Raw genomic sequence first — 23,155 nt, 5'->3', positions numbered from 1 at the left:
GCATCCGGGATCGCCTCAGTCGGCGCGCACGAGCAGTTCGCCGATCTCGCAATCCAGCGCGCGGCAGATCGCCGACAGCGTCGAGTAGCGGATGGCGCGGGCGCGGTCGTTCTTGAGGATCGACAGGTTGACGACCGAGACGCCGACCAGCTCCGCCAGGCGCGTGAGGGTCATGCCCCGCTCCTCGAGCAGCTCGTCGAGCCGGCAGTGGACGCCGCTCGGGCCGTCGTCGTCGGCGGGGGTCACACGAGTCCTTCCGTGTCGCGCTGCAGACGGATGCCGCGGCGGAACGCCACCGAGATCAAGCCGATGACCATGGCGGCGATCCAGACCGGGATGAACGATGCCGTGAGCGCCCAGGAGCTCGGCAGGAAGTCCGCCAGCCCCGCGGCGGCGAGCACCCCGTTTCGCCCGAGGGTCTCGAGGAAATAGACCGCGAGTGCGCCGCCGAGCATGGTCCAGGCCGCCGCGTCGAGCAGTCGAGGGTTCGACGGATCGAAGAACCGGCCGCGGAGGAACCGGAGTCCGAGCGCTCCGAACAGGGCGATGACGGCGATCCACACGGCGGCGCCGAGGATGATCGACGCGCCGAGCGAGAAAGTCGACAGCGCGTTGACCCCTTCGGCGACGACTTCGCCCTCGGTCACCTGCACCGTCGTCACGGGCAGGCCGTCGGCCGGCGCGAAATCCGCGGAGACCCCGGCGAACGGCACGGCGACGGAGACCCCGTCGAGGGTGAAGGTCTCGAGCCACCGGGTGACCGACGCGATGAGCGCGATCGCGCCCACCACGCCGGCGGTGACGAGCGTCGCCACGATGTCGCTGCGCTCCTTCTTCGTCGTCTCGAGCATCACACGAGTCCTTCCGTGTCGCGCTGCAGGCTGGAGCCCACCGCGAAAGCCGCGGCGACCAGTGCGAGCGCGAAGCCCCAGCCGACCGGCGCGAGGTTCAGCTCGACGAGGAACACCCAGAAGGTGTCGGTGACCTCGGGGGAGGTCGACGCGAGATCCTCGACGAGGACGGCTCGTCCGATCGCCCCGAGCAGCTGGCCGAACCCTCCGCCGGCGATGACGAGGCATGCGGCCACGCCGATCGCGGTGGACATCGTCCGGCGGAACGGCCGCGCGCGGATGAGCGACACACCGAGCCACCACGCGACGGCGCACACGCCGATCGTCGCCAGGGCGGGCAGGGCCACCTCCAGGAACAGCAGCCAGCTCGCACCGGCGGGCAGCGACAGGAACGTGACGTCGGCGGACGCGTACTGCGCTGCGGTGATGTCGGGGACGCCCTCGAGCCCCGTGACGTCGCCTCCGGTGACCGGCATGCGCACCGTGACGTCGCTGCCGAACAGCGAGACGGCCCCCTGGATGATCGCGACCAGCGCCGCGATCGCGACGCTGACCGCGCCCGTGGCGATCAGCCCGAAGGTGATGCCCTCCGCCCGCGTGACGTGGGTCCGCTGGATGTCGCTCATCCCACGCTCCTTCCATATCGATAAACGTTGTTATCGAAAAACGATAAGGGAACGGATGCCTCGGCGCAAGGCATCCGTCCTCATCGAATGTCGGCACCGGCGCGCTATGCCCACGGCGAACACGGCCGTACGCTCCCGACCGTCTCGTTACCCTCGATGTAAGGCGCCAGACGTGCATCACCGCACCGGGGTGCCCCGGAGGAGTGAACGATGTTCGAGAGATTCACCGACCGTGCCCGTCGTGTGGTCGTCCTCGCCCAGGAAGAGGCGAAGATGCTGAACCACAACTACATCGGCACCGAGCACATCCTGCTCGGTCTCATCCACGAGGGCGAGGGCGTCGCAGCGAAGGCGCTCGAGAGCCTCGGCATCTCGCTCGACGCCGTGCGCGAGCAGGTGCAGGACATCATCGGCCAGGGTCAGCAGCAGCCGACCGGCCACATCCCCTTCACGCCCCGCGCCAAGAAGGTGCTCGAGCTGTCGCTGCGCGAGGCGCTGCAGCTCGGCCACAACTACATCGGCACGGAGCACATCCTTCTGGGCCTGATCCGCGAGGGCGAGGGCGTCGCCGCCCAGGTGCTCGTCAAGCTCGGCGCTGACCTGAACAAGGTGCGCCAGCAGGTCATCCAGCTGCTGTCGGGCTACCAGGGCAAGGAGCCCGCCGGCGTCGCCAGCGGCGCGGGAGAGCAGACCCAGGGCACCACGCAGGGAGGCTCGCAGGTGCTCGACCAGTTCGGTCGCAACCTCACGCAGGCCGCGCGCGACAACAAGCTCGACCCGGTGATCGGGCGCGAGAAGGAGATCGAGCGCGTCATGCAGATCCTGTCGCGCCGGTCCAAGAACAACCCCGTCCTCATCGGCGAGCCCGGCGTCGGCAAGACCGCAGTCGTCGAGGGTCTCGCGCAGGCCATCGTCAAGGGCGACGTGCCCGAGACGCTGAAGGACAAGCAGCTCTACTCGCTCGACCTGGGCTCGCTCATCGCCGGTTCCCGCTACCGCGGTGACTTCGAGGAGCGCCTGAAGAAGGTCACCAAGGAGATCCGCACCCGCGGCGACATCATCGTCTTCATCGACGAGATCCACACCCTGGTGGGTGCCGGCGCCGCTGAGGGCGCGATCGACGCCGCGTCGATCCTCAAGCCGCTCCTCGCGCGCGGCGAGCTGCAGACCATCGGCGCGACGACGCTCGACGAGTACCGCAAGCACTTCGAGAAGGATGCCGCGCTCGAGCGCCGCTTCCAGCCGATCCAGGTCGCCGAGCCGAGCCTGCCCCACGCGATCAACATCCTGAAGGGGCTGCGCGACCGCTACGAGGCGCACCACAAGGTGCAGATCACCGACGGCGCGATCGTGGCGGCTGCCAACCTCGCCGACCGCTACATCTCGGACCGCTTCCTTCCCGACAAGGCGATCGACCTGATCGATGAGGCCGGCGCGCGCCTGCGCCTGTCGATCCTGTCGAGCCCGCCCGAGCTGCGCGAGTTCGACGACAAGATCGCCAAGGTCCGCGAGCAGAAGGAGCAGGCCTCCGAGGGCCAGGACTTCGAGAAGGCCGCGTCGCTGCGCGACGAGGAGAAGTCCCTCCTCGCCGAGCGCCTGCGCCTGGAGAAGCAGTGGCGCTCGGGCGACGTCGCCTCCCACGCGGTGGTCGACGAGGGCCTGATCGCCGAGGTGCTCGCCCAGGCCACCGGCATCCCGGTCTTCAAGCTGACCGAGGAGGAGTCGAGCCGCCTCGTCTTCATGGAGAAGGCGCTGCACCAGCGCGTGATCGGCCAGGAGGAGGCGATCGCCGCCCTCTCCAAGACGATCCGCCGCCAGCGCGCGGGTCTGAAGGACCCCAAGCGCCCGTCGGGCTCGTTCATCTTCGCCGGCCCCACCGGCGTCGGAAAGACCGAGCTGGCCAAGGCCCTCGCGGAGTTCCTCTTCGACGACGAGGCCGCGCTGATCTCCCTCGACATGTCGGAGTTCGGTGAGAAGCACACCGTGTCGCGACTGTTCGGTGCCCCTCCCGGATTCGTCGGATTCGAAGAGGGCGGCCAGCTCACCGAGAAGGTGCGCCGCAAGCCGTTCTCGGTCGTGCTCTTCGACGAGATCGAGAAGGCCCACCCCGACATCTTCAACTCGCTGCTGCAGATCCTCGAAGAGGGTCGCCTGACCGACGGTCAGGGCCGCGTCATCGACTTCAAGAACACGGTGATCATCATGACGACGAACCTCGGCTCGTCGGCGATCGCCGGAGGCCCGGTGGGCTTCCAGGTCGAGGGCAACAGCGGCACGACCTACGAGCGGATGAAGGGCAAGGTCAACGAGGAGCTCAAGCGCAATTTCAAGCCCGAGTTCCTCAACCGCGTCGACGACATCATCGTCTTCCCGCAGCTCGACAAGGACGAGCTGCGCCAGATCGTGGGTCTGTTCACGAAGCGCCTCGGCGAGCGCCTGCTCGACCGCGACATGACGGTGGAGCTGACGGATGCCGCGAAGGACAAGCTGATCGAGATCGGCTTCGACCCCGCGCTCGGCGCCCGGCCGCTGCGTCGTGCGATGCAGCGCGAGATCGAGGACCGTCTGTCGGAGAAGATCCTGCACGGCGAGCTCGACGCGGGCGACCACGTGAAGGTCGACGCCCAGAACGGCGAGTTCGTGTTCGAGCACGGCCCGCGCGGTGAGAAGGTCGCGGTCGGTGTCGTCCAGGGCGGCGAGATCACCGCCACGCCGGACCTCGCAGCCAACGCGTAACCCCTGACTCGCACGAAGACCGGATGCCGCAACCCTGTGTCGCGGAATCCGGTCTTCGTCGTTTCGGCGGCGTTCCCTCCCGTTTCGAATCGCGCACTTTGCAGTTCGGCGAGGCTGGAAACTGCAAAGTGAGCGATTCGAAAGCGTGTACGCAGACGGGCTCTACGCTGGACGGGTGGGAGAGTTCACGGTCAGACCGGCGCGCACGCGCGATGTCCGCCGCATCCAGGCGCTCCTCGAGCCGTTCGTGCAGCGGCGCATCCTGCTCGGCAAAGACCTCGTGGTGCTGTACGAGGCGACGCAGCAGTTCCTCGTCGCGGAGGACGCGAACGGCGATCTCATCGGCTGCGGCGCGCTCCACGTGATGTGGGAGGACCTCGGCGAGGTCCGCACCCTCATCGTCGCCGACGGCTGGCTGCACCACGGCGTCGGCCGCGCGATCGTCGAGCGGCTCGAGGCGAACGCGCGTGAACTCGGGCTGTCGCGACTGTTCTGCCTGACCTTCGAGGTCGACTTCTTCACACGCCGCGGCTTCGAGCAGATCGGCGAGCAGGTCGTCGACCCCGATGTGTACTCCCAGCTCATCCGCTCGCCCGACGAGGGCGTCGCGGAGTTCCTCGACCTCGCGCACGTCAAGCCCAACACCCTCGGCAACACCCGCATGCTCAAGCGCCTCTGACCGCGACGGAGGCTCGAGGCCGGCTCAGGTGACGCGGGCCGGGCTCGCGGCATCCGGCGCGCGCCGACCGGCGAAGCGGGCGCTCGCGGTTACCCTGTCAGCATGACCGGCACCACTGCGCGACGTCGCCACTCCCCGGCGGTCTACCGCCGCCGGCGGATCGTGCTGCTCATCGCCCTGCTCGCGATCGCGGGCATCGTGTGGCTGCTGATCGCCCAGCCGTGGGCGGGTGCGGCGACGGAATCCCCGGGCGACGCGAAGAAGCCCGCGTCGCAGAACACCGCAGAGTCCCTGCCCGTGCCCTCGAACCAGGCGACGGAGGGCGGCACCGAGACCGGCGCGGTCGAAGGGGCGGTGGTGGAGGGGTCGACCCCGACGCCGGGCGCGACGCCCTCCGCGCAGCCGTGCGTCGCGAGCGAGATCGCGGTGGAGGCGGTGACCTCCGCCGACACGTACGCCGGCGACCAGAACCCCCAGTTCTCGATCACCCTGACCAACAACGGACCGGACTGCGTCCTCAACGTCGGCACCACCGCCCAGTCCTACACGGTGACCAGCGGCGACGACATCTGGTGGCGCTCCACGGACTGCCAGAGCGAGCCCAGCGACATGATCGTCCTGATCGCCGCGGGTCAGACCGTCTCCAGCGCCGCGCCTCTCTCGTGGGACCGCACGCGCTCCGCGGTCGGCACGTGCGCCGACGAGACGCGCGCCCGCGCGCCGGGCGGCGGTGCCTCCTACTTCCTGTCGGTCGAGATCGGCGGCATCGCGTCGACCGAGCCCAAGCAGTTCCTGCTGTACTGACCGGATCTCGACGGCTCAGCGCGCCCCGCCGACCTGTGCCGACCCGAACCCGCGGGGCGGCGCACGCGGCGGGCGCGGCATCCGTCATCTCGTCAGCCGGAGAACGACGGAGCGGGGCGTCCCCATGCCGCCCCGCTCCTCTTGCCCGCTAGGGTCTGTGGCCGAACCTAGGGCTTGTCGCCGAACACCTCTTTCTCCATGGCGTCGTAGCCCTCCGCCTGCGGATCGCCGTGGCTGCCGCCGGAGAGGGCGTACTCCTCCTCGGGGGAGAGCACGAGGCGGTGACGGAAGAAGAGGCCGAAGCCGAGGAGCAGCACCACATACACCACCGCGATGGCGATGATCGCGGGCAGGAACGTGGGATTCAGCAGGAACCCTACGAAGATCAGGAGCGCGATCGCGGCCGCGATGACCGCTCCGGTGATGCCCCACGGGCTGCGGTAGGGGCGCTCGACGTTCGGCAGCTTCTTGCGGAGGATGATGAACGACACCATCTGCAGGAAGTAGGCGAGCACCGCGCCCCACACCGCGATGTTGAGGACGATGGCGCCTGCGACGCTGCCCGACCCGCCGGCGAACTCGATGATGAGCAGCGCGACGAAGCCGATGACGGCGCCGACCACGAGCGCGACCCACGGCGTCTTGCGCTTGCCCGTCAGCGACAGGAACTGCGGGTAGTACCCGGCCCGTGAGAGCGAGTACATGTTGCGGCCGTAGGCGAACATGATGCCCTGCAGCGAGGCGAGGAGCCCCACGAGCGCGAACAGTGCGAGCAGGGCGGCGAGCTGGTCGCCGACGATGGCGCGGAAGCCGTCGAGCAGCGGCTCGGCGGCCACGCCCGTCGCCTCGGCGCCGAGCACGCCGGTGTTGAGGAACAGCACGAGGAGGCCGGTCACGATCAGCGTGCCGCGTGCCCAGAAGCCGGCGCGCGGGATGTCGCGCACCGGGTCGTGCGACTCCTCGGCGGCCAGCGGCAGCTCCTCGATGCCGAGGAAGAACCACATGGCGAACGGGAGCGCGAACAGGATCGGCAGCACGCCGTGCGGGAGGAACTCCGTCTGGCCGGGGTCGGGGGCGATGTCCCAGAGGTTGGCCCACTGGAACGCCCCGGAGAAGAGCGCCATCGCCGAGAAGACGAGGATGATGCCGATCGAGATGACCGACACGACGATGGCGAACTTGAAGGAGATGCTGGCGCCGGCCGCATTCAGCGCGATGAAGATCGCGTAGAGGATGATCCACCAGACCCAGCCGGGCAGCGACACGTTCAGCAGCTCGGCCGTGATCGCGTCGGCGTACGAGGCCGAGAAGAAGACGATGACCGCGGTCGTCGCGACGTACTCGATCGTCTCGGCGGCGCCGGTGATGAGGCCTCCCCACGGCCCCATCGCCGACCGCGCGAACGAGTACGCGCCCCCCGTGTGCGGCATGGCCGCGGCCATCTCGCCGATCGAGAAGATCATGCCGTAGTACATCGCCACGAGGATCACGAAGGCGATGAGCATGCCGCCGAAGCCGGCGAAGTCGATGCCGAAGTTCCAGCCCGAGAAGTCGCCCGAGATGACGGCGGCGACGGCGAGGCCCCACAGGCCCCAGACGCCCGCGGCGCGTTTGAGGCCGCGCTTCTCGAAGTAGTCCTGGCCCGCGCGCGTATAGGTCGCTCCCGCGACCTTGGCGGGTCCGCCCACGGCCTGTGCCGCGGGTTTCGGCTGAGGTGCACTGCTCGCTTGGGACATCGGTCCTCCAAGGAATGGCGAAGGGACGTGCGCTCGGGTCGCGCAGATGCGCTTTGCGCCGATTGTGGCGCCTATTGGTCGGCTGTGTCTACCTTTGAAGGGGATTTTGGTTAGAGTGAGCGGGTGAGCGCGGTTCGGGGGGACCGCGCTCACGACACGCGACGCGCGTCGGTACAAGAGGAGGAACGGATGCCGGGCAACCTCACCGTCGAGCAGCTGAACGACGGCATCGCCGCCGGCGACATCGACACCGTGGTCGTCGCCTTCGCCGACGCGCAGGGTCGGCTCGTCGGCAAGCGCGTCTCTGCGCGGCTCTTCCAGGAGGAGGTGCTGCCGCACGGCGCGGAGGCGTGCAACTACCTCCTGTCGGTCGACGTCGACATGAACACGGTCGACGGCTACGCGATGTCGAGCTGGGAGACCGGCTACGGCGACATGATGCTGCGTCCCGATGTGGCGACGCTCCGGCGCATCCCCTGGCTCCCCGGGTCGGCGCTGGTCATGGCCGACCTCACGTGGGAAGGCGGCGAGCCCGTCGTGCAGTCGCCGCGCGACATCCTGAACCGCCAGCGGCAGCGGCTCGCCGACCGGGGTCTCGTCGCATACTCGGGCACCGAGCTCGAGTTCATCGTCTTCGACGACACGTACCGGGATGCCTGGGCCAAGGGCTACCGCGATCTCACCCCCTCGACCGACTACAACGTCGACTACGACCTACTCGCCTCGGGCCGGCTCGAGCCGCTGCTGCGCGACATCCGGCTGTCGATGGACGGCGCCGGCCTCTACACCGAAGGTGTCAAGGGGGAGTGCAACCTCGGTCAGCAGGAGATCGCATTCCGCTACGCCGAGGTGCTCGAGACCGCCGACCAGCACGCGCTCTACAAGAACGGCGCGAAGGCGATCGCCGAGCATCACGGCAAGGCGCTGACGTTCATGGCGAAGTTCAACGAGCGCGAGGGCAACAGCTGCCACATCCACCTCTCGGTCCGCTCCGAGGCGGGCGATGCGGTCATGGCCGGCGACGGCGAGCACGGATTCAGCCCGCTCATGGAGCACTGGATCGCCGGCGTGCTGGCGACCCTGCGCGAGTTCACGCTGCTGTACGCACCGAACATCAACTCGTACAAGCGGTTCGCGAAGGGCTCGTTCGCCCCGACGGGCATCGCGTGGGGCGTCGACAACCGCACCTGCGCGCTGCGGGTGGTCGGGCACGGGTCGTCGCTGCGCGTCGAGAACCGCGTTCCCGGCGGCGACGTCAACCCCTACCTCGGGATCGCCGCGATCATCGCGGGCGGACTCCACGGCATCGAGCACGCGCTGCCGCTCCCGGATCGGCTGGAAGGCAACGCGTACACCGCGGGGGTCGACCACCTGCCCACCACGCTGCGCGAGGCCGCGCAGCTGTTCGACCAGTCGGCCATCGCCCGTGCGGCGTTCGGCGACGACACGGCGGACCACTACCTGAACCAGGCGCGCATCGAGGTCGAGGCCTACGACGCCGCCGTGACCGACTGGGAGAGGGTGCGTGGCTTCGAGCGCCTCTGAGAGCGTTTCGCCTGGCTTCGCTCGCGCAACGACCGATCAGCCGGTCGCTGAGCGCGGCGCGCGGCGACCAGGCGAAACGCGAAAGCCCGTGATCGGCCTGACGACCTACCTCGAGCAGGCGAAGCAGGGAGTGTGGGACGTCCGAGCGGCGTTCCTGCCACAGCAGTACTTCGATTCGGTCACCGCCTCGGGCGGCGTCGCGGTGCTGCTGCCCCCGCAGCCCGACCCGCAGGCCGCGGCCGAGGCGGTGCTCGACGGGCTCGACGGGCTGATCCTCACCGGGGGCATGGACGTCGAGCCGTCGCTGTACGGTGCGGCGCGGCATCCGCTCACCGATCCTGCGCGCCCCGACCGCGACGCGTGGGAGCTCGCCCTCTTCCGCGGCGCCGAGGAACGGCGGATGCCGGTGCTCGCGATCTGCCGCGGGCTCCAGCTCGTCAACGTCGCGCGCGGTGGCACGCTCCACCAGCACCTGCCGGAGACGCTCGGAACCGAGCGGTACCGCGTCGGCGGCGGCGTCTTCGCCACCAACGAGGTCACTGTCGACGAGGGTTCGCGGCTCGCCGGGCTCGTCGGGCCCGGCAGCCTGGACGTGCACAGCTACCACCACCAGGGCGTCGACCGGCTGGGCGCCGGGCTCGTCGTGACCGCCCGCACCGACGACGGCCTGGTGCAGGCGTTCGAGTCGGAGGGCGGGGGGTATCTCGTCGGCGTGCAGTGGCACCCCGAGGAGAATCGCGAGGATCGTCGGCTGTTCGCGGGGCTCGTGGCCGAGGCATCCGTCTTCGCCGCTCGCCCGGTGCACCACGAGGTGACCGCATGAGCATGTCACCCGCCGACGGCCGGCGAGCATGTCCCGATTTCGGTCGTTCCCGCGCTCCGTTGTGCCCGGAATCGGGACACGGAAGTCAGAAAGCGGGACGCGCATGAGCAGCACCTTCACCGTGGTCAACCCGGCCACCGCGCAGCCGATCCGCGAGATCGCCCGTGCGTACGTGGCGGAGACGGATGCCGCGATCGCCCGCGCCGTCGCCGCGCAACGTACGTGGGCCGCGCTGCCGCCCGTGGCGAGGGCCGACGCGATGCGTTCGTTCGCCCGCGTGATCGAGGCCCACGTCGAAGAGCTCGCACAGCTCGAGGTGCTGAACTCGGGGCATCCGATCGGGTCCGCGCGCTGGGAGGCCGCGCACGTCGCGCAGGTGCTGAACTTCTACGCCGGAGCCCCCGAGCGGCTCTCGGGCCAGCAGATCCCGGTGGCCGGCGGCCTCGACGTGACGTTCCACGAGCCGTACGGGGTCGTCGGGATCATCGTGCCCTGGAACTTCCCGATGACGATCGCGTCGTGGGGCTTCGCGCCGGCGCTCGCCGCGGGCAACGCCGTCGTGCTGAAGCCGGCCGAGCTCACGCCGCTGACCGCGGTGCGCATCGGGGAGCTGGCGCTGGAGGCCGCCGGGCTGCCGCCCGGGTTGCTCGAGGTGGTGACGGGGTCGGGCTCGGTCGTGGGGCAGCGGTTCGTCTCGCACCCCGACGTGCGCAAGGTCGTCTTCACCGGCTCGACGGCGGTGGGGACGGATGTCGCGGCCGGGTGCGCCCGCGAGCTCAAGCCCGTGACCCTCGAGCTCGGCGGCAAGAGCGCCAACATCGTCTTCGCCGACGCCGACCTCGAGAAGGCCGCCGCCTCGGCGCCCGGCGCCGTGTTCGACAACGCCGGCCAGGACTGCTGCGCCCGCAGCCGGATCCTCGTCGAGCGGTCGGCGTACGACCGATTCCTCGAGCTGCTCGAGCCCGCTGTGCAGGCCTGGCGGGTGGGCGACCCCGCCGCAGACGGGACCGACATGGGGCCTCTGATCTCGGCATCCCACCGCTCCACTGTCGAGGGGTTCCTCGAGGGTGCGAACATCGCGTTCCGCGGCTCGGCTCCGGAGCCGGGCGACCCCACCCTGGGCGAGGGCTTCTGGTTCGCGCCGACGGTCGTGCTCGCCGAGCGCGGCGACCGCATCGCGCAGGAGGAGGTCTTCGGGCCGGTGGTCGCGGTGCTGCCGTTCGACGACGAGGCCGACGCCATCCGCCTGGCGAACGACACGATCTACGGGCTGGCCGGGTCGATATGGACCGAGAACCTCGGCCGGGCGGTACGTGTGTCGCGTGGGGTGAAGAGCGGCGTGCTGTCGGTCAACTCGCATTCGTCGGTGCGGTACTGGACGCCGTTCGGCGGCATGAAGGCCTCAGGCCTCGGCCGCGAACTGGGCCCTGACGCAGCCGAGCACTTCACCGAGACCAAGAACGTCTTCTTCGCGACGGATCTCTCGTGACCGGCGTTCCCCAGACGCTGCGAAATCCGGACCTCGCAGACCACGCGACCAACGGCCCTGCGAAGTCCGGACATCGCAGGCCACAGCGGAAGGGAACAGCATGGATCTGACGCAGCGCCTGAAGGACCGGGTCGCGATCATCACGGGCGGCGCCTCGGGGATCGGTCTCGCGACCGCTCGGCGCTTCGCGGCCGAGGGGGCGCGCATCGTGATCGCCGACCTCGACCCGGCGACCGGCGAGGTCGCGGCCGACGAGGTCGACGGTGTCTTCCGTCAGATCGACGTCGCCGACGAGGCCCAGGTGAACGCCGTGTTCGACGGCGTCGCGGCCGAGTTCGGCCGCCTCGACATCGCCTTCAACAACGCCGGCATCTCGCCCGCCGACGACGACTCGATCGAGACGACCGAGCTGCCGGCGTGGGACCGCGTGCAGGACGTCAACCTCAAGAGCGTGTACCTCTGCTCGCGCGCGGCGCTGCGCCACATGGTGCCGGCGGGCAAGGGGTCGATCATCAACACCGCTTCGTTCGTGGCGTTGCTGGGGTCGGCGACGTCGCAGATCTCGTACACCGCGTCCAAGGGCGGCGTGCTCGCGATGACGCGGGAGCTGGGCGTGCAGTTCGCGCGGCAGGGCATCCGCGTGAACGCGCTGTGCCCCGGCCCGGTCAACACGCCGCTCTTGCAGGAGCTGTTCGCCAAGGACCCCGAGCGCGCGCAGCGCCGCCTGGTGCACGTGCCGATGGGCCGGTTCGCCGAGCCCGAGGAGCTCGCCGCCGCGGTCGCCTTCCTCGCCTCCGACGACGCCTCCTTCATCACCGCGACCGCCTTCGTGGTCGACGGCGGCATCACCAACGCCTACGTCACGCCGCTGTAAGGTCGCTTCGATGATTCAGCACTCGGTCTGCGTGGGCGCTCCGGCCCGCGGTCCCGGCACGTCGGGGGTTCTCGGGCACGGCCTGACTGAATTCCGGACGGATGCCGGGGGCCGGCCATGACCGACGCGCCGCTGCGGGAGGTGCGCAAGGCCGTCTACCGGCCCGTGCGCGAAGGCAACGCGCTCGAAGACACCGTCGCGCGCCTCGTGCAGACGATCCGCCTCGGGGTGGTCGCGCCGGGGGAGTCGCTGCCCTCCGAGCGCGAGCTCGCCGTCCTGTACGCCGTCAGCCGCGACACCGTGCGCGAAGCCATCCGCGAGCTCGCCGACACCGGGTACCTCGTCCGCCGCCGGGGCCGGTACGGCGGCACGTTCGTGGCGGATCCGCTGCCGCAGCCGCCGCACCCGCGCGATGTCACGACCGCCGAGCTCGAGGACGTCCTCGGGCTCCGGCGGGTGCTCGAGGCCGGCGCCGCCCGCGCCGCCGCCGGACGCACGCTCGACGCCGCCGCGCGCGACGAGCTGTGGGCGCGGTACGAACTCGTGACAGAGGCATCCGAATCCGACTATCGCCGGCTCGACACCCTGCTGCACCTGACGATCGCCGAGCTCGCCGGCATCCCGTCGCTGGTCGCGCTCGCCGCCGAGAACCGCGCCCGCGTCAACGAGTGGCTCGACACCTTCCCGCTGCTGCCGCGCAACATCGAGCACTCGAACCTCCAGCACGAGCACATCGTGACCGCGATCCTCGCGGGAAGACCGGATGCCGCAGAGGCCGCGATCCTCGACCACCTCGCCGGTTCGGAGGCGCTGCTGCGGGGCTTCCTCGCCTGAGCCGTCGCCTGGGCCGTCGCCTGAGCCTGGGCCCGAGTCCGGGCGGAAGGGCCCGGTCCCGCGGGCGATTACGCTGGACGAGTGGCAGGCAAGAAGCGCGCGAAGAAGGCGAAGGAGCCGCTGGAGTTCCGCAACACGCAGCTGACCGACGCGCTGCAGACGCAGGACATGGCGGCGGTCGCGTTCGCGCTGCGCCACGGCCCGACGGTCGTGCCGCTCATGCGCCCGGGCCAGCGCGACAACCCGCTCGACGTGGGCGAGGTGTGGACCTACCGCGACCCGAACACGGGCGACGTCGCGCTGCTGCTCTTCAGCGATGCCGCCAACAAACCCGCGACGCTGCCGCCCGGCGTGGCCCTGCAGTCGCCGGCGTGGCTCCGTGCCTTCCTCGGCGCCCATGAGCAGGAGATCACGACCGTGTTCTTCGACATCGCCGGGCCGCACCCGCTGCAGGCCTCGCCCGCCGACCTCATCGCCGCGCTGGACGCCTGACTCGCTCGCGGGGCCGATGCTCTCCGGGTTCGGGGTGCGGAGTGTGACGTGCGTTTGGGGTGTGTGCGGGACGCGTGGCGTGCATTCCGGGCGCGTGGCGTGCGTGCGGGACGCGTGGCGTGCATTCCGGGCGCGTGGCGTGCGCTTTGGACAACCCTGGTGCGCTCTCCACGGCCTCCGTGCGCCGAAAACCTGGTCGGTGATGTGACGCGCCGGGGTGTGGCATCCGTTTCCGGCGTGTCGTGGTGACGGGCCAGGTTTTCGGTCCCTGACGCGGCGAAGTGGGCGCCGCACGGGGCGAGTACTCGATCACCCTCTCGTCCGCGGTGCCACGCACCCCGGGCCGGTCTTCTTCCCCACCGCCCTGCGCCCGAAAACCTGGTCGGTGACGTGAGGCGCCGGGGTGTGGCATCCGTTTCCTGGGTGTCGTGGTGACGGGCCAGGTTTTCGGTCCCTGACGCGGCGAAGTGGGCGCCGCACGGGGCGAGTACTTCGATCACTCTCTTGTTCGCGGTGCCACGCTCCCTGGGCTGGTCTTCTTCCCCACCGCCCTGCGCCCGAAAACCTGGTCGGTGATGTGACGCGCCGGGGTGCGGCATCCGTTTCCGGGGTGTCGTGGTGACGGGCCAGGTTTTCGGTCCCTGACGCGGCGAAGTGGGCGCCGCACAGGCGAGTACTCGATCACCCTCTTGTCCGCGGTGCCCCGCTCCCTGGGCTGGTCTTCTTCCCCACCGCCCCGCGCCCGAAAACCTGGTCGGTGATGTGACGCGCCGGGGTGCGGCATCCGTTTCCGGGGTGTCGTGGTGACGGGCCAGGTTTTCGGTCCGCCAGCAGGTAGGGGCGGCGGCCGCGGGCACGAGTGGATGCCCCCCAACACCGGCGTGGCCAAGGCGCTAGAGGGGCGTGGGTCGCGGGAAGGGAAGCTCGACACTCCGGGCGAAGGGTTTGCGTCCTCCGGGACGAAGGTGCAGACTCGCCGGGTGGATTTCCTGCTCGTGGGCATCGTCTGTGCCGCCGGTCTCGTGGTCCCGATCGCACTCGGGTTGGCAGACCCGCGCCGTCGCCGGCGACCGCGCGGTCACTGACCGGGCTCAGAACCCGGGGCCGTCCTCACCGGGGCGTCCCTTCGATCGCGTGCGCACGTCGTCCAGCGCTCCGCGAAGCCGGCCGGAACGGTCGTCGATGAGGTCGCGGTAGCCGAGTCTCGCGGCTTCGGTGCGCCGCTGCGCGGCCTGGGCGACCGGCCGGATCTCGCCGGCGAGGCTCAGCTCGCCGACGGCGGCGATGTGCCGCGGGATGTTCCAGCCCTTCACGGCGCCGGCGACCGCGAGGGCGATCGCGAGGTCGGCCGCCGGCTCGACGAACCGCACGCCGCCGACGGTGGAGACGTAGACGTCCTTGTCGGAGGTCTTGATGTCGACGCGCTTCTCGAGGACGGCCAGCACGGTGGCGACGCGGGCGGCGTCGACGCCGTTGACGATGCGCCGGGGATTGGGCGACTTGCTGTCGATCGTGAGCGCCTGCACCTCGACAGGGAGGGCCCGTCGCCCTTCCAGAGCGATCGACACGCACGTCCCGGGTTCGGTGCTGCCGTGCCCGAGGAACAGGGCGCTCGGATCGGGGACCTCGGCGATGCCCGCGCCGGTCATGTCGAAGCATCCGACCTCGTCGGTCGGCCCGAAGCGGTTCTTGAGCGCGCGCACGAAGCGCAGGGAGGTCTGCCGGTCGCCCTCGAACTGGCACACCACGTCGACGAGGTGCTCGAGGATCCGTGGGCCCGCGATCGACCCGTCTTTCGTGACGTGGCCGACGATGATCGTCGGGAGCGCGCGCTCCTTGGCGACGCGGATGAGCGTCGCCGCCACCTCACGAACCTGCGACGGATGCCCCGCCATGCCCTCCGACAGCGCGGAAGACACCGTCTGCACCGAGTCGACGATCAAGAGGTCGGGGGCCACGTCGTCGATGTGACCGAGGATCGTCGCGAGGTCGGTCTCGCTCGCGAGGTACAGCTCGTCGTGCAGCGCGCCGGTGCGCTCGGCGCGCAGGCGCACCTGGGCCGTCGACTCCTCCGCGCTCGCGTACAGCACGCGGCGCCCCGCCTGCGCGGAGCGCGCGGCCACCTCGAGCAGCAGGGTCGATTTGCCGACGCCCGGCTCTCCCGACAGCAGGATCGCCGCGCCGGGCACGAGCCCGCCGCCCAGCACCCGGTCGAATTCGCCGACCCCGGTGGTGCGCCGGGGGGCGTCGGACGTGTCGATGCGCGTGATCGGCTGTGCGGCGCGTGCGGCGCCGGGAGACACCGGAGTCACGGACCGCAGGATGCCGGTCTGCTCTGCGGCTTCGACCACGGTGCCCCACTGCTGGCACTCGCCGCAGCGACCGACCCACTTGATGGTCGTCCACCCGCACTCGGTGCACCGATAGGGCGCGGTCTGCGTCGGGCGTCGGGCTGCGGCCATGCCCCCAGCGTAGGCGGGAGGCCCGACATCACCCGGTGCCGCGCCCGGTCAGACGCGCCGTCGGCACCGGCCGCCGGCATCCGCTCTCCGTCGCTCAGCCGAGCGCCGCGGCGAGCTCCTCGAAGATCGCGGGCGCGGGCTCCCCGCCCCCTTCGAACGCGATGTCGCTGGAGGCGACGACGATGATCGTGGCGTCCTCGTCGTAGGAGTGGAACACCGACGTGGTGAAGCCGGGGATCGTGCCCGAGTGCCCCCACCAGCCGTCGGGGCGCTTGCCCCACCCGATGCCGTAGCCGCCTTCCGGGCTGTTCGGCGGCGGCGACGAGAGGATCGACTCGCGCCGCAGCTGCTGCAGCTCCGGCGTCAGCACGCCCTCACCCGTGAAGAGCGCGTGCGCCCAGAGCGTCAGATCGTCGAGCGTCGAGACGACTTCGCCGGCGGTGGATCCGAAAGACGGGTTCCAGTCCGTCGCGTCGACCGGTGCGTCGCCCGGCTGACCCTGCAGGGTGACGCCGCGCAGGTGCGGCTCGTCGATCGCCGCCGATTCGTCGGGATAGACGGATGCCTCCATCCCGAGCGGTGCGAAGAGCCGGTCCGCGAAGACGTCGGCGATGGGCTGGCCGAGCACCTGCTCGATCACCATGCCCAGCAGCACGTAATTGGTGTTGGAGTAGACCCAGGTCTCGCCCGGGGCGCCGTCCAGCGGCAGCGTCTTGGCGTAGTCGAGCAGCTGCTGCGAGGTGAAGACGGCGGACGGATCGCCGAAGTACGCCTGCTCCCACTCGGGATCGAGCGAGTACGACGGGATGCCGCTGGTCATGTCGGCGAGCTGCCGCAGGGTCGCCGCGCCGTTGGGCGAGTCGGGCACGTACTTCGAGATCGGGTCTTCGAGGGTGACGAGCCCTTCGCCGACGAGCTGCAGCAGGATCGTCGCCGTCATGGTCTTGGTGAGGCTGCCGATGCGCGTGCGGTCGACCGCCGAGGGCTCGGCGTCGGAGCCGAGCGCCACCGTGCCCGCCGCGCCCGTCCAGACGCCGTCGGCCGTGACGACCCGCGCGATCACCCCCGGCAGGCGGTCGCCGATCGGGGCCGCGTCGAGCACCCCCTGCAGCTCAGCCGCTACCTCCCCCGGGAATGCCTGCGCCGTGTCGGTGGCGCCGGGAGTCGGTGCGGGTGCAGACGCGGGTGTCGAGCAGCCGGCGACGGCGAGCGCGACGACCGTCACCGCCGCGGCGAGCGCGCCCCGAGCGCGCGCAGGGAAGCGTGTGTGCACGATGACCCCCGAATCGTCGATGCAGGACGAGACTAGCGGGCCCGGCATCCGATCCCGTCGTCAGCCGCGCAGCGAGTCGGCGACCTTCTTCAGCGCGTCCGCAGAGGCGTGGAAGAGGTCGAGCTCCTTCTCGTCGAATTTCGTCTCGCGGATCGGCACCGCGCCTGCGGCGCTGACCACCGACGGCACCGACAGCGCGACGCCGTCGACACCGTGGAAGTCGTGCAGCACCGGCGAGACCGGCATGACCGCCCGCTCGTCGTTCAGGATCGCCTCGATGATGCGGGCGCTGGACAGGCCGATGGCGTAGTTCGTCGCGCCCTTGCCCTGGATCACCTTGTAGGCGGCGTCGCGCACGTCGACCGCGATCTGGTCGAGCTCGTCCACCGTCATCCGGTCGCCGCGCGGGGTGACCCATTCGAGGATCGGAACGGTGCCGATCGTCGCCTTCGACCACAGCGGGAACTCGGTGTCGCCGTGCTCGCCGACGATGTAGGCGTGCACGCTCGACGTCGAGACGCCCGCGCGCTCAGCGAGCTTCCAGCGCAGGCGCGAGGTGTCGAGCACGGTGCCCGAGGCGAAGATGCGCTCGGGCGGCAGCCCGGTGTCTTCCTGTGCGAGCACCGTCAGCACGTCGCACGGGTTGGTGACGACGACGTAGATGGCCTCGGGTGCTGCTTCGAGCAGCTGCGGCATCATCTTCTTCATGATCCCGGCGTTCACGCCGGCGAGCTCGATGCGCGTCTGGCCCGGATCCTGTTTTGCGCCCGCGGTGATCACGACGACGTGCGATCCCTCGACGACCGACAGGTCGCTGCCGCCGATGATGTCGCTGGAACCGGTGAACTGCGTGCCGTGCGCGAGGTCGAGGACCTCAGCCTCGACCTTCTGGGTGGCGATGTCGTACAGCGCGACGTGACGGGCGGACCCCCGGATGAGCGCGGCGTACGCGGCGCTCGAGCCGACGCTGCCGGCTCCGACGATGGTGACTTTCGAGTTCTCGATGACGGCCATGCGGCCAGTCTTGCAGGGGACGGATGCCGCGGGCCAGGGCGACGGCCGGGTCAATCCGTCGTTCGCGGCGGATTGCGGATGCCGAGGAACGACGTGATCCCGCCGGCGATCATGAGCACCGCCGTGACGATGGCGGCGCGATGGAAGCCGTCGAGGTCGAGCGCCCCGCCGACGATGGTGGCCAGGAGCGCGATCGCGATGAGCCCGGCCACGCGGGCCACGGCGTTGTTGACGGCCGAGGCGATGCCCGACCGTTCGGGGCCGATGGCGCCCAGGATGGCCGACGTGAGCGGAGCCACCGTGAGCGCGAGCCCGGCGCCCATGACGATCATGCTCGGGAGCACCTGCCACCAGTAGGAGAACGCCTCGTCGACGGTGAGGAGGAGGAGTGCACCCACGCCCATCATGATCGGGCCGACCGTCATGAACAGGCGCGGGCCCCACCTGCCGCTCAGCGTGCCGATGCGGGAACTGAAGAGGATCATGAGGATCGTCATCGGAAGGCTGGCCAGGCCCGCGAGGGTCGCCGGCAGGCCGGCGCCTTCCTGGAGGTAGACGACGACCACCAGGCCGTTGAGGGCGAGCGCCCCGTAGATGAAGGTGGTGGCGACGTTGCCCGTCCAGAAGTTGCGGACCCGGAAGAGGTCCAGCGGCAGGATCGGGTGGCTCACGACGCGCTGCCGCAGGATGAACGCGAGGAACAGTGCCGCTCCGCCGAGGAGGGGGATCCAGATCGCGGGCGAGGCCCACCCGAAGTTCGGCTGCTCGATCAGCGCGTAGACCATGCCGCCGAGGCCCAGCGTGCACAGTGCGGCGCCGATCCAGTCGATGGAGGCGCCCTCCTGACGGCTGTCGCGCACCCCGCCGCGGGCGAGCAGCAGCAGCGTGACGCCGATCGGGAGCACGTTGATGAGGAACGCCAGCCGCCATGACGCCAGGTCGACGAGGATGCCGCCGATCAGCGGGCCGACGATCATCGCCGAGGTCGTCATGGCGGTCCAGATGCCGATCGCGCGCCCCTGCGCGGCCCCGGTGAAGTTCGACGTGATGAGCGCGAGCGAGCTCGGCACCAGGAAGGCGCCGGCAGCGCCCTGCACCGCGCGGGCGACGATGAGGAACTCGGCCGTCGGCGCCGCCGCGATGGCGATCGACGCGATGCCGAAGCCGATGAGCCCGATCCGCAGCACGAGCACACGTCCGTACGCGTCGCTGACCGATCCCGCCACGAGGATGAGTGCGCCGAGCGTGATGAGGTACGCGTCGACCACCCATTGCTGCGTCGTGATGCCGCCGCCCAGCTCGTCGCTGATCGCCGGGAGCGCGACGTTGACGATCGTGCCGTCGAGGAAGGCCACGAACGAGCCGAGTACCGCGATCCACAGCACGAACCGCTGCGTCGTGCTCATGCGGTTCGTGAGCGCGCGCGTCGCGCCGTCGTCGGCCATGCTCCCCACGCTAGCCCCGCCCGGCGACACCGGGGCGGGCCGCGGGCGGATCGAGGCGAGGCGCCGATTCGCGGCATCCGCCGACGTGTCGTAAGCTTGTCGGCGGTGACGTGTCCGAGCGGCCGAAGGTGCAACTCTCGAAAAGTTGTGTAGGGTAACCCCCTACCGTGGGTTCAAATCCCACCGTCACCGCCATGAAAACCCCTGTTCAGCAGGGGTTTTCTTTTTGGCCCGTGCCTGGCCGCGAGGGAAGAGTCAACGTCGTCGATGGAGGCGTCCCTGGCGCATCACAGCTGGACACCCCGGGCCGCTCAGCCCCAACCCACTTCTGAAGCGACTTGCGTTCAGGCGCTCGTTGAGGCCGCTCTGCTCCGGCTGACCGTGCGAGAGACCGACTCCGATGTTCAGGAGTCATCTGTGCGAAACGCGGCCCTGCAAGGATGTGCCTTGTGACTGAGATTCTGAAGGTGCGACCCCGGGTATGGATCGGCCTGGCGATCTATGTCGGGTATGCGGCGGTTGTGTTCCTGGTGCAGCGGCTGAGCGGGGTCTCCTACACCGATCTCGGTGAGAGCGGGGGCAATCTCTTCCTTGGCGTTGGGCTCTCGCTCATCATCGCCGCGATCCTTCTCGCGATCACGACAACCCTTCTCGGTTGGTGGGGTCCTGCGCTGCACGACCGAAAGCGCAGCGTCCGTTGGCCGATCATCGCGCCGATCCTGATGGGCGTTGCAGTGCTGATGAATCTCGCCGCAACCGATTGGGGATCGTACGACGGCGCGTTCTTCGCTGCGTCGATCGTGCTCGTCATCGTCGGCTTCACCGAAGAGCTGACTACCCGCGGGCTGCTGCTCACGTCGCTGCGCAGCAGGCTTCGCGAGGGCTGGGTGTGGTTCCTCACCACGGCCCTGTTCGCTCTCATGCATCTGATCAATGCCGCGAACGGGCAGGATCTGCCTTCGACGCTGCAGCAGGTGGTCTTCGCCTTCCTGGGTGGCACGATCTTCTACATCCTGCGCAGGACCACTGGGGCGCTGATCTGGGCGATGGTGCTGCACGGCCTGTGGGACTTCTCGGTGTTCGCCGTCGGACACGGCACACCGGGACCCCTCGCAGGCGTCGGATCGATCGTGTACCTGACCGCCGGTGTCCTCGCCCTCGCGGTCGTCGCATTCGTCATCCGCGGTGCGGACGAGCGGATCGACGCTCATGCGTGACGCCGTGCCCGTGACGGCCGGGCGTCCACGGAGCGTGTGGCTCGCGCTCGCGATCGTCGCCCTCTACGTTCTCCTGGCCGCCGGTCTCGGCGACCTGCTGAGTGGGCTGGTGAGCGATGACCAGGAGCTTGCGCAGTTCGCCCTGGGGCATTTCATCCCGCTCGCGATCGCGATCGTCGGGCTGCTGCTGTTCCTGCGCTGGGCGAAGTGGGGGAAGGACGTCTGGCGGGAGCGGCCGACCCCGACACTGACTCCACGGCGTTGGTGGCTCGCCTCCATTCCTGTCCTCGTCGTGCTGCTGCCCATCAGTCAGCTGGGCGACATCCCCTGGGCGTCGCGCTCCATCGGCTACATCCTCATCATCGCCGCCGGAACACTCATGGTCGGATTCGGAGAGGAGCTCGTCATCCGCGGCGTCCTGCTGACCGCCGTCAGGGCCAGGCATGGCGAGCTCGTCGCGCTTCTGGCAACCAGCGCCGTCTTCGCGCTCGCGCACATTCCCGGAAGCATCATCGCCGGCGTCCCGATCGCCGCCATCGCCTTCCAGGTGTCGTTCCTCGCCGCGGCCGGAGCCTCGTACTACTGGGTGCGACGCGTGACCGGGCGGCTCTGGGCAGCCATGCTCGCGCACGCCCTCACCGACTGGGTTCTTTACCTCGCCTCCGGTGCAGGCACTCCAGCAGCATCCATGCCGCAGGACCACTCCGGAAGCCCAGAACCGCTCCCGGTGACCGTCCAAGTCCTGCTCCTCATCGCGACCACGATCAGCCTCATCAGCGTCATCCGAGAGGACCGGCGCAGCAAACGGGCCGCTGCGGCATCTGCACAGGCGCGCGGAGGCGCAGCCCATCCAGGCGCGGATGTCGAAGGCGTGATTCCAGAGGAGCCCTGACAGGATGCCGGCACCGCCGGCCTGACCCACGCCGCGGGGAACCTCTTCTTCGTGCGGGAATACCCCAACCGGGTATGTGTTTGCTACGATGGGCACATACCCACTGGGGGTACCGAGCAAGGAGCGAGAATGACGACCACCGAGTACCAGGTGACGGGCATGTCGTGCGGGCACTGCGAGAAGTCGGTCCGCGACGAGGTCCGCCAGATCGCCGGCGTCCAGGGCATCGACGTCAGCGCCCAGACCGGCAAACTCGTCGTGACCAGTGACCAGGATGTCGACGACGCCGCTGTACTGGCGGCCGTCGACGAGGCCGGCTACTCCGCCGTACGCGTCTGATGAACGCCGCGGGACGGCTGGGCCTGTTCGCCGCCGGAGCGGCGCTGGCATTCGCCGCCGCCTTCGGCGTGGCCGCGGCGTTCGTCCCCGACAGCGTCGCCGCCGGCTCGAGCGAAGAGGACGAGATGGACGACCACGGCGCCGTGAGCGCGAGTGAGACGACGACCGAGACCGCTACGGCCGGGGTGTCGCTGTCCGGCGGGGGCTACGTGCTCTCACCCATCGTGGCGCCCGTGTCGACCGCCGAGGCCGGCGAGCTCAGCTTCCAGATCCTGACGGACGCGGGGGAACCGCTCACCGAGTTCACAGTGGCCCACGAGAAGGATCTGCATCTGATCGTCGTCCGCAGTGACGGCTCCGGCTTCCGCCACGTGCATCCCACGCTCGACGAGCGCACCGGCACGTGGTCACTGCCGTGGCAGTGGCACGCCGCAGGAACGTACCGGGTGTACGCGGACTTCACGCCGGCGGATCGGGATGCCGAACCGCTGACCCTGAGCCGCACGGTGGAGGTCGCGGGCGACTTCCAGCCGACCGTCGCCGTGCCCACCCGGACCGCCCAGGTCGACGGGTACACCGTCTCGATCGCCGGTGAGCTGACCGCGGGCAGCATGAGCGACCTGACGATCTCGGTCAGCCGCGACGGTGAGCCGGTCACGACCCTGGAGCCGTACCTCGGTGCCTTCGGCCACCTGGTCGCACTCCGCGAGGGGGACCTCGCCTACCTGCACGTGCACGCCGAGGGCGACGAGCCGCAGCCCGGCGACACCTCGGGACCCGAGATCGCGTTCATGGCGGAGGCGCCCACTCCCGGCCGCTACCTGCTGTACCTGGACTTCCAGGTGGACGGACAGGTGCGCACGGCCGCGTTCGTGCTCGACACCGCCGACGGCGCGGCCTCAGCCGCGGAGCCGACGCACGCCGAGCAGGCGCCGACCGACCCGACGCCTGCCGAGCATGCGCCCGCGGACGAGCAGCCGGCCGACGAGTCGCACGACGAGGAGCCGCACGGTCACTGACCCCG

The 23,155-nt window shown here is 70.0% G+C and carries 21 protein-coding genes and 1 tRNA gene; 14 read left to right on the top strand and 8 right to left on the bottom strand.

The genetic code is table 11. The features are described from left to right. Positions 1-15: 15 nt before the first annotated feature. Genes IM767_RS01265 through IM767_RS01255 form a run of 3 tightly spaced genes read right to left on the bottom strand, consistent with a single transcriptional unit; the run spans position 16 to position 1,477 of the window. Positions 16-246 (bottom strand): helix-turn-helix domain-containing protein, encoded by a 231-nt coding sequence (locus tag IM767_RS01265; protein ID WP_109209604.1) that lies wholly within the window; start codon positions 244-246, stop codon positions 16-18. Next, positions 243-851: a hypothetical protein gene (locus IM767_RS01260; RefSeq protein ID WP_109209603.1), complete on the bottom strand. Its 609-nt coding sequence runs from the start codon at positions 849-851 to the stop codon at positions 243-245. Before IM767_RS01260 ends, IM767_RS01265 begins: the two co-directional genes overlap by 4 nt. Next, complete coding sequence (locus tag IM767_RS01255) at positions 851-1,477, bottom strand: hypothetical protein (RefSeq protein ID WP_109209602.1); 627 nt, start codon at positions 1,475-1,477, stop codon at positions 851-853. The genes IM767_RS01260 and IM767_RS01255 overlap by 1 nt, the downstream gene beginning before the upstream one ends. A 210-nt stretch (positions 1,478-1,687) precedes the next feature. Between IM767_RS01255 and IM767_RS01250 the strand changes: the two genes are divergently transcribed. From IM767_RS01250 to IM767_RS01240, 3 genes are all read left to right on the top strand, one after another. Continuing rightward, positions 1,688-4,213 carry an ATP-dependent Clp protease ATP-binding subunit gene (locus IM767_RS01250; protein WP_109209601.1) on the top strand — a complete coding sequence of 842 codons (2,526 nt, stop codon included), beginning with the start codon at positions 1,688-1,690 and terminating at the stop codon, positions 4,211-4,213. 175 nt (positions 4,214-4,388) lie between these two features. Further along, positions 4,389-4,892 (top strand): amino-acid N-acetyltransferase, encoded by a 504-nt coding sequence (locus IM767_RS01245; RefSeq protein ID WP_109209600.1) that lies wholly within the window; start codon positions 4,389-4,391, stop codon positions 4,890-4,892. A 102-nt stretch (positions 4,893-4,994) separates the two neighbouring features. Continuing rightward, on the top strand, positions 4,995-5,696 hold the full coding sequence (locus IM767_RS01240; RefSeq protein ID WP_109209599.1) for a hypothetical protein: 702 nt from the start codon (positions 4,995-4,997) through the stop codon (positions 5,694-5,696). A gap of 167 nt (positions 5,697-5,863) precedes the next feature. Here IM767_RS01240 and IM767_RS01235 read toward each other — a convergent pair whose 3' ends face one another. Beyond that, positions 5,864-7,384, bottom strand: a complete 1,521-nt coding sequence (locus IM767_RS01235) for an amino acid permease (protein ID WP_109209598.1) — start codon at positions 7,382-7,384, stop codon at positions 5,864-5,866. A 237-nt stretch (positions 7,385-7,621) separates the two neighbouring features. On the opposite strand from IM767_RS01235, the gene IM767_RS01230 reads away from it, so the two are divergent. The 6 genes from IM767_RS01230 (at position 7,622) to IM767_RS01205 (ending at position 13,489) form a co-directional block, all read left to right on the top strand. Next, positions 7,622-8,977: a glutamine synthetase family protein gene (locus tag IM767_RS01230; RefSeq protein ID WP_109209597.1), complete on the top strand. Its 1,356-nt coding sequence runs from the start codon at positions 7,622-7,624 to the stop codon at positions 8,975-8,977. Positions 8,978-9,065: 88 nt separating this feature from the next. After that, a complete protein-coding gene (locus tag IM767_RS01225; protein ID WP_109209596.1) occupies positions 9,066-9,800 on the top strand; it encodes a gamma-glutamyl-gamma-aminobutyrate hydrolase family protein in 735 nt (244 codons plus the stop codon). Between the two features lie 103 nt (positions 9,801-9,903). Beyond that, on the top strand, positions 9,904-11,289 hold the full coding sequence (locus IM767_RS01220; protein WP_109209595.1) for an aldehyde dehydrogenase family protein: 1,386 nt from the start codon (positions 9,904-9,906) through the stop codon (positions 11,287-11,289). Between the two features lie 100 nt (positions 11,290-11,389). Further along, complete coding sequence (locus tag IM767_RS01215) at positions 11,390-12,163, top strand: 3-oxoacyl-ACP reductase (protein ID WP_109209594.1); 774 nt, start codon at positions 11,390-11,392, stop codon at positions 12,161-12,163. Positions 12,164-12,280: 117 nt separating this feature from the next. Continuing rightward, complete coding sequence (locus tag IM767_RS01210) at positions 12,281-12,997, top strand: FadR/GntR family transcriptional regulator (protein WP_109209593.1); 717 nt, start codon at positions 12,281-12,283, stop codon at positions 12,995-12,997. A gap of 81 nt (positions 12,998-13,078) precedes the next feature. Further along, a complete protein-coding gene (locus IM767_RS01205) occupies positions 13,079-13,489 on the top strand; it encodes a dehydrogenase (protein ID WP_109209592.1) in 411 nt (136 codons plus the stop codon). Positions 13,490-14,580: 1,091 nt separating this feature from the next. On the opposite strand, the gene radA is transcribed toward IM767_RS01205, so the two are convergent. The 4 genes from radA to IM767_RS01185 form a co-directional block, all read right to left on the bottom strand. Continuing rightward, complete coding sequence (radA, locus tag IM767_RS01200; protein ID WP_109209591.1) at positions 14,581-15,951, bottom strand: DNA repair protein RadA; 1,371 nt, start codon at positions 15,949-15,951, stop codon at positions 14,581-14,583. A 94-nt stretch (positions 15,952-16,045) separates the two neighbouring features. Continuing rightward, positions 16,046-17,224, bottom strand: a complete 1,179-nt coding sequence (locus IM767_RS01195) for a serine hydrolase domain-containing protein (protein ID WP_198425578.1) — start codon at positions 17,222-17,224, stop codon at positions 16,046-16,048. 60 nt (positions 17,225-17,284) lie between these two features. After that, on the bottom strand, positions 17,285-18,238 hold the full coding sequence (locus IM767_RS01190) for an L-lactate dehydrogenase (RefSeq protein WP_109209589.1): 954 nt from the start codon (positions 18,236-18,238) through the stop codon (positions 17,285-17,287). Positions 18,239-18,288: 50 nt separating this feature from the next. After that, positions 18,289-19,683, bottom strand: coding sequence for an MFS transporter (locus tag IM767_RS01185; RefSeq protein ID WP_109209588.1), 1,395 nt, complete (start codon positions 19,681-19,683; stop codon positions 18,289-18,291). A gap of 104 nt (positions 19,684-19,787) precedes the next feature. Here IM767_RS01185 and IM767_RS01180 point away from each other — a divergent pair. The 5 genes from IM767_RS01180 (at position 19,788) to IM767_RS01160 (ending at position 23,150) form a co-directional block, all read left to right on the top strand. Beyond that, positions 19,788-19,878 (top strand) — tRNA-Ser (locus IM767_RS01180). A gap of 254 nt (positions 19,879-20,132) precedes the next feature. Continuing rightward, complete coding sequence (locus tag IM767_RS01175; protein WP_239453224.1) at positions 20,133-20,900, top strand: CPBP family intramembrane glutamic endopeptidase; 768 nt, start codon at positions 20,133-20,135, stop codon at positions 20,898-20,900. Beyond that, positions 20,893-21,792, top strand: coding sequence for a CPBP family intramembrane glutamic endopeptidase (locus IM767_RS01170; protein WP_109209587.1), 900 nt, complete (start codon positions 20,893-20,895; stop codon positions 21,790-21,792). The genes IM767_RS01175 and IM767_RS01170 overlap by 8 nt, the downstream gene beginning before the upstream one ends. A 129-nt stretch (positions 21,793-21,921) precedes the next feature. Then, on the top strand, positions 21,922-22,131 hold the full coding sequence (locus IM767_RS01165) for a heavy-metal-associated domain-containing protein (RefSeq protein WP_109209586.1): 210 nt from the start codon (positions 21,922-21,924) through the stop codon (positions 22,129-22,131). Further along, entirely contained in the window at positions 22,131-23,150 is a 1,020-nt protein-coding gene (locus tag IM767_RS01160) for a heavy metal-binding domain-containing protein (protein ID WP_109209585.1), read from the top strand. Before IM767_RS01165 ends, IM767_RS01160 begins: the two co-directional genes overlap by 1 nt. Positions 23,151-23,155: the final 5 nt, after the last annotated feature.

This window comes from Microbacterium ureisolvens (assembly GCF_015278315.1).
GTDB classification, from domain to species: Bacteria; Actinomycetota; Actinomycetes; order Actinomycetales; family Microbacteriaceae; genus Microbacterium; species Microbacterium ureisolvens.
Note: the sequence above shows the minus strand (reverse complement) of the source record. Positions and strands in the feature narration are given on the sequence as shown.

Coding starts and splice junctions, on each gene's coding strand:
- IM767_RS01260 (WP_109209603.1), bottom strand. CDS start 851: ATGCTCGAGACGACGAAGAAGGAGCGCAGCGACATCGTGGCGACGCTC.
- IM767_RS01255 (WP_109209602.1), bottom strand. CDS start 1,477: ATGAGCGACATCCAGCGGACCCACGTCACGCGGGCGGAGGGCATCACC.
- IM767_RS01250 (WP_109209601.1), top strand. CDS start 1,688: ATGTTCGAGAGATTCACCGACCGTGCCCGTCGTGTGGTCGTCCTCGCC.
- IM767_RS01240 (WP_109209599.1), top strand. CDS start 4,995: ATGACCGGCACCACTGCGCGACGTCGCCACTCCCCGGCGGTCTACCGC.
- IM767_RS01230 (WP_109209597.1), top strand. CDS start 7,622: ATGCCGGGCAACCTCACCGTCGAGCAGCTGAACGACGGCATCGCCGCC.
- IM767_RS01220 (WP_109209595.1), top strand. CDS start 9,904: ATGAGCAGCACCTTCACCGTGGTCAACCCGGCCACCGCGCAGCCGATC.
- IM767_RS01215 (WP_109209594.1), top strand. CDS start 11,390: ATGGATCTGACGCAGCGCCTGAAGGACCGGGTCGCGATCATCACGGGC.
- IM767_RS01210 (WP_109209593.1), top strand. CDS start 12,281: ATGACCGACGCGCCGCTGCGGGAGGTGCGCAAGGCCGTCTACCGGCCC.
- radA (WP_109209591.1), bottom strand. CDS start 15,951: ATGGCCGCAGCCCGACGCCCGACGCAGACCGCGCCCTATCGGTGCACC.
- IM767_RS01190 (WP_109209589.1), bottom strand. CDS start 18,238: ATGGCCGTCATCGAGAACTCGAAAGTCACCATCGTCGGAGCCGGCAGC.
- IM767_RS01185 (WP_109209588.1), bottom strand. CDS start 19,683: ATGGCCGACGACGGCGCGACGCGCGCGCTCACGAACCGCATGAGCACG.
- IM767_RS01170 (WP_109209587.1), top strand. CDS start 20,893: ATGCGTGACGCCGTGCCCGTGACGGCCGGGCGTCCACGGAGCGTGTGG.
- IM767_RS01165 (WP_109209586.1), top strand. CDS start 21,922: ATGACGACCACCGAGTACCAGGTGACGGGCATGTCGTGCGGGCACTGC.
- IM767_RS01160 (WP_109209585.1), top strand. CDS start 22,131: ATGAACGCCGCGGGACGGCTGGGCCTGTTCGCCGCCGGAGCGGCGCTG.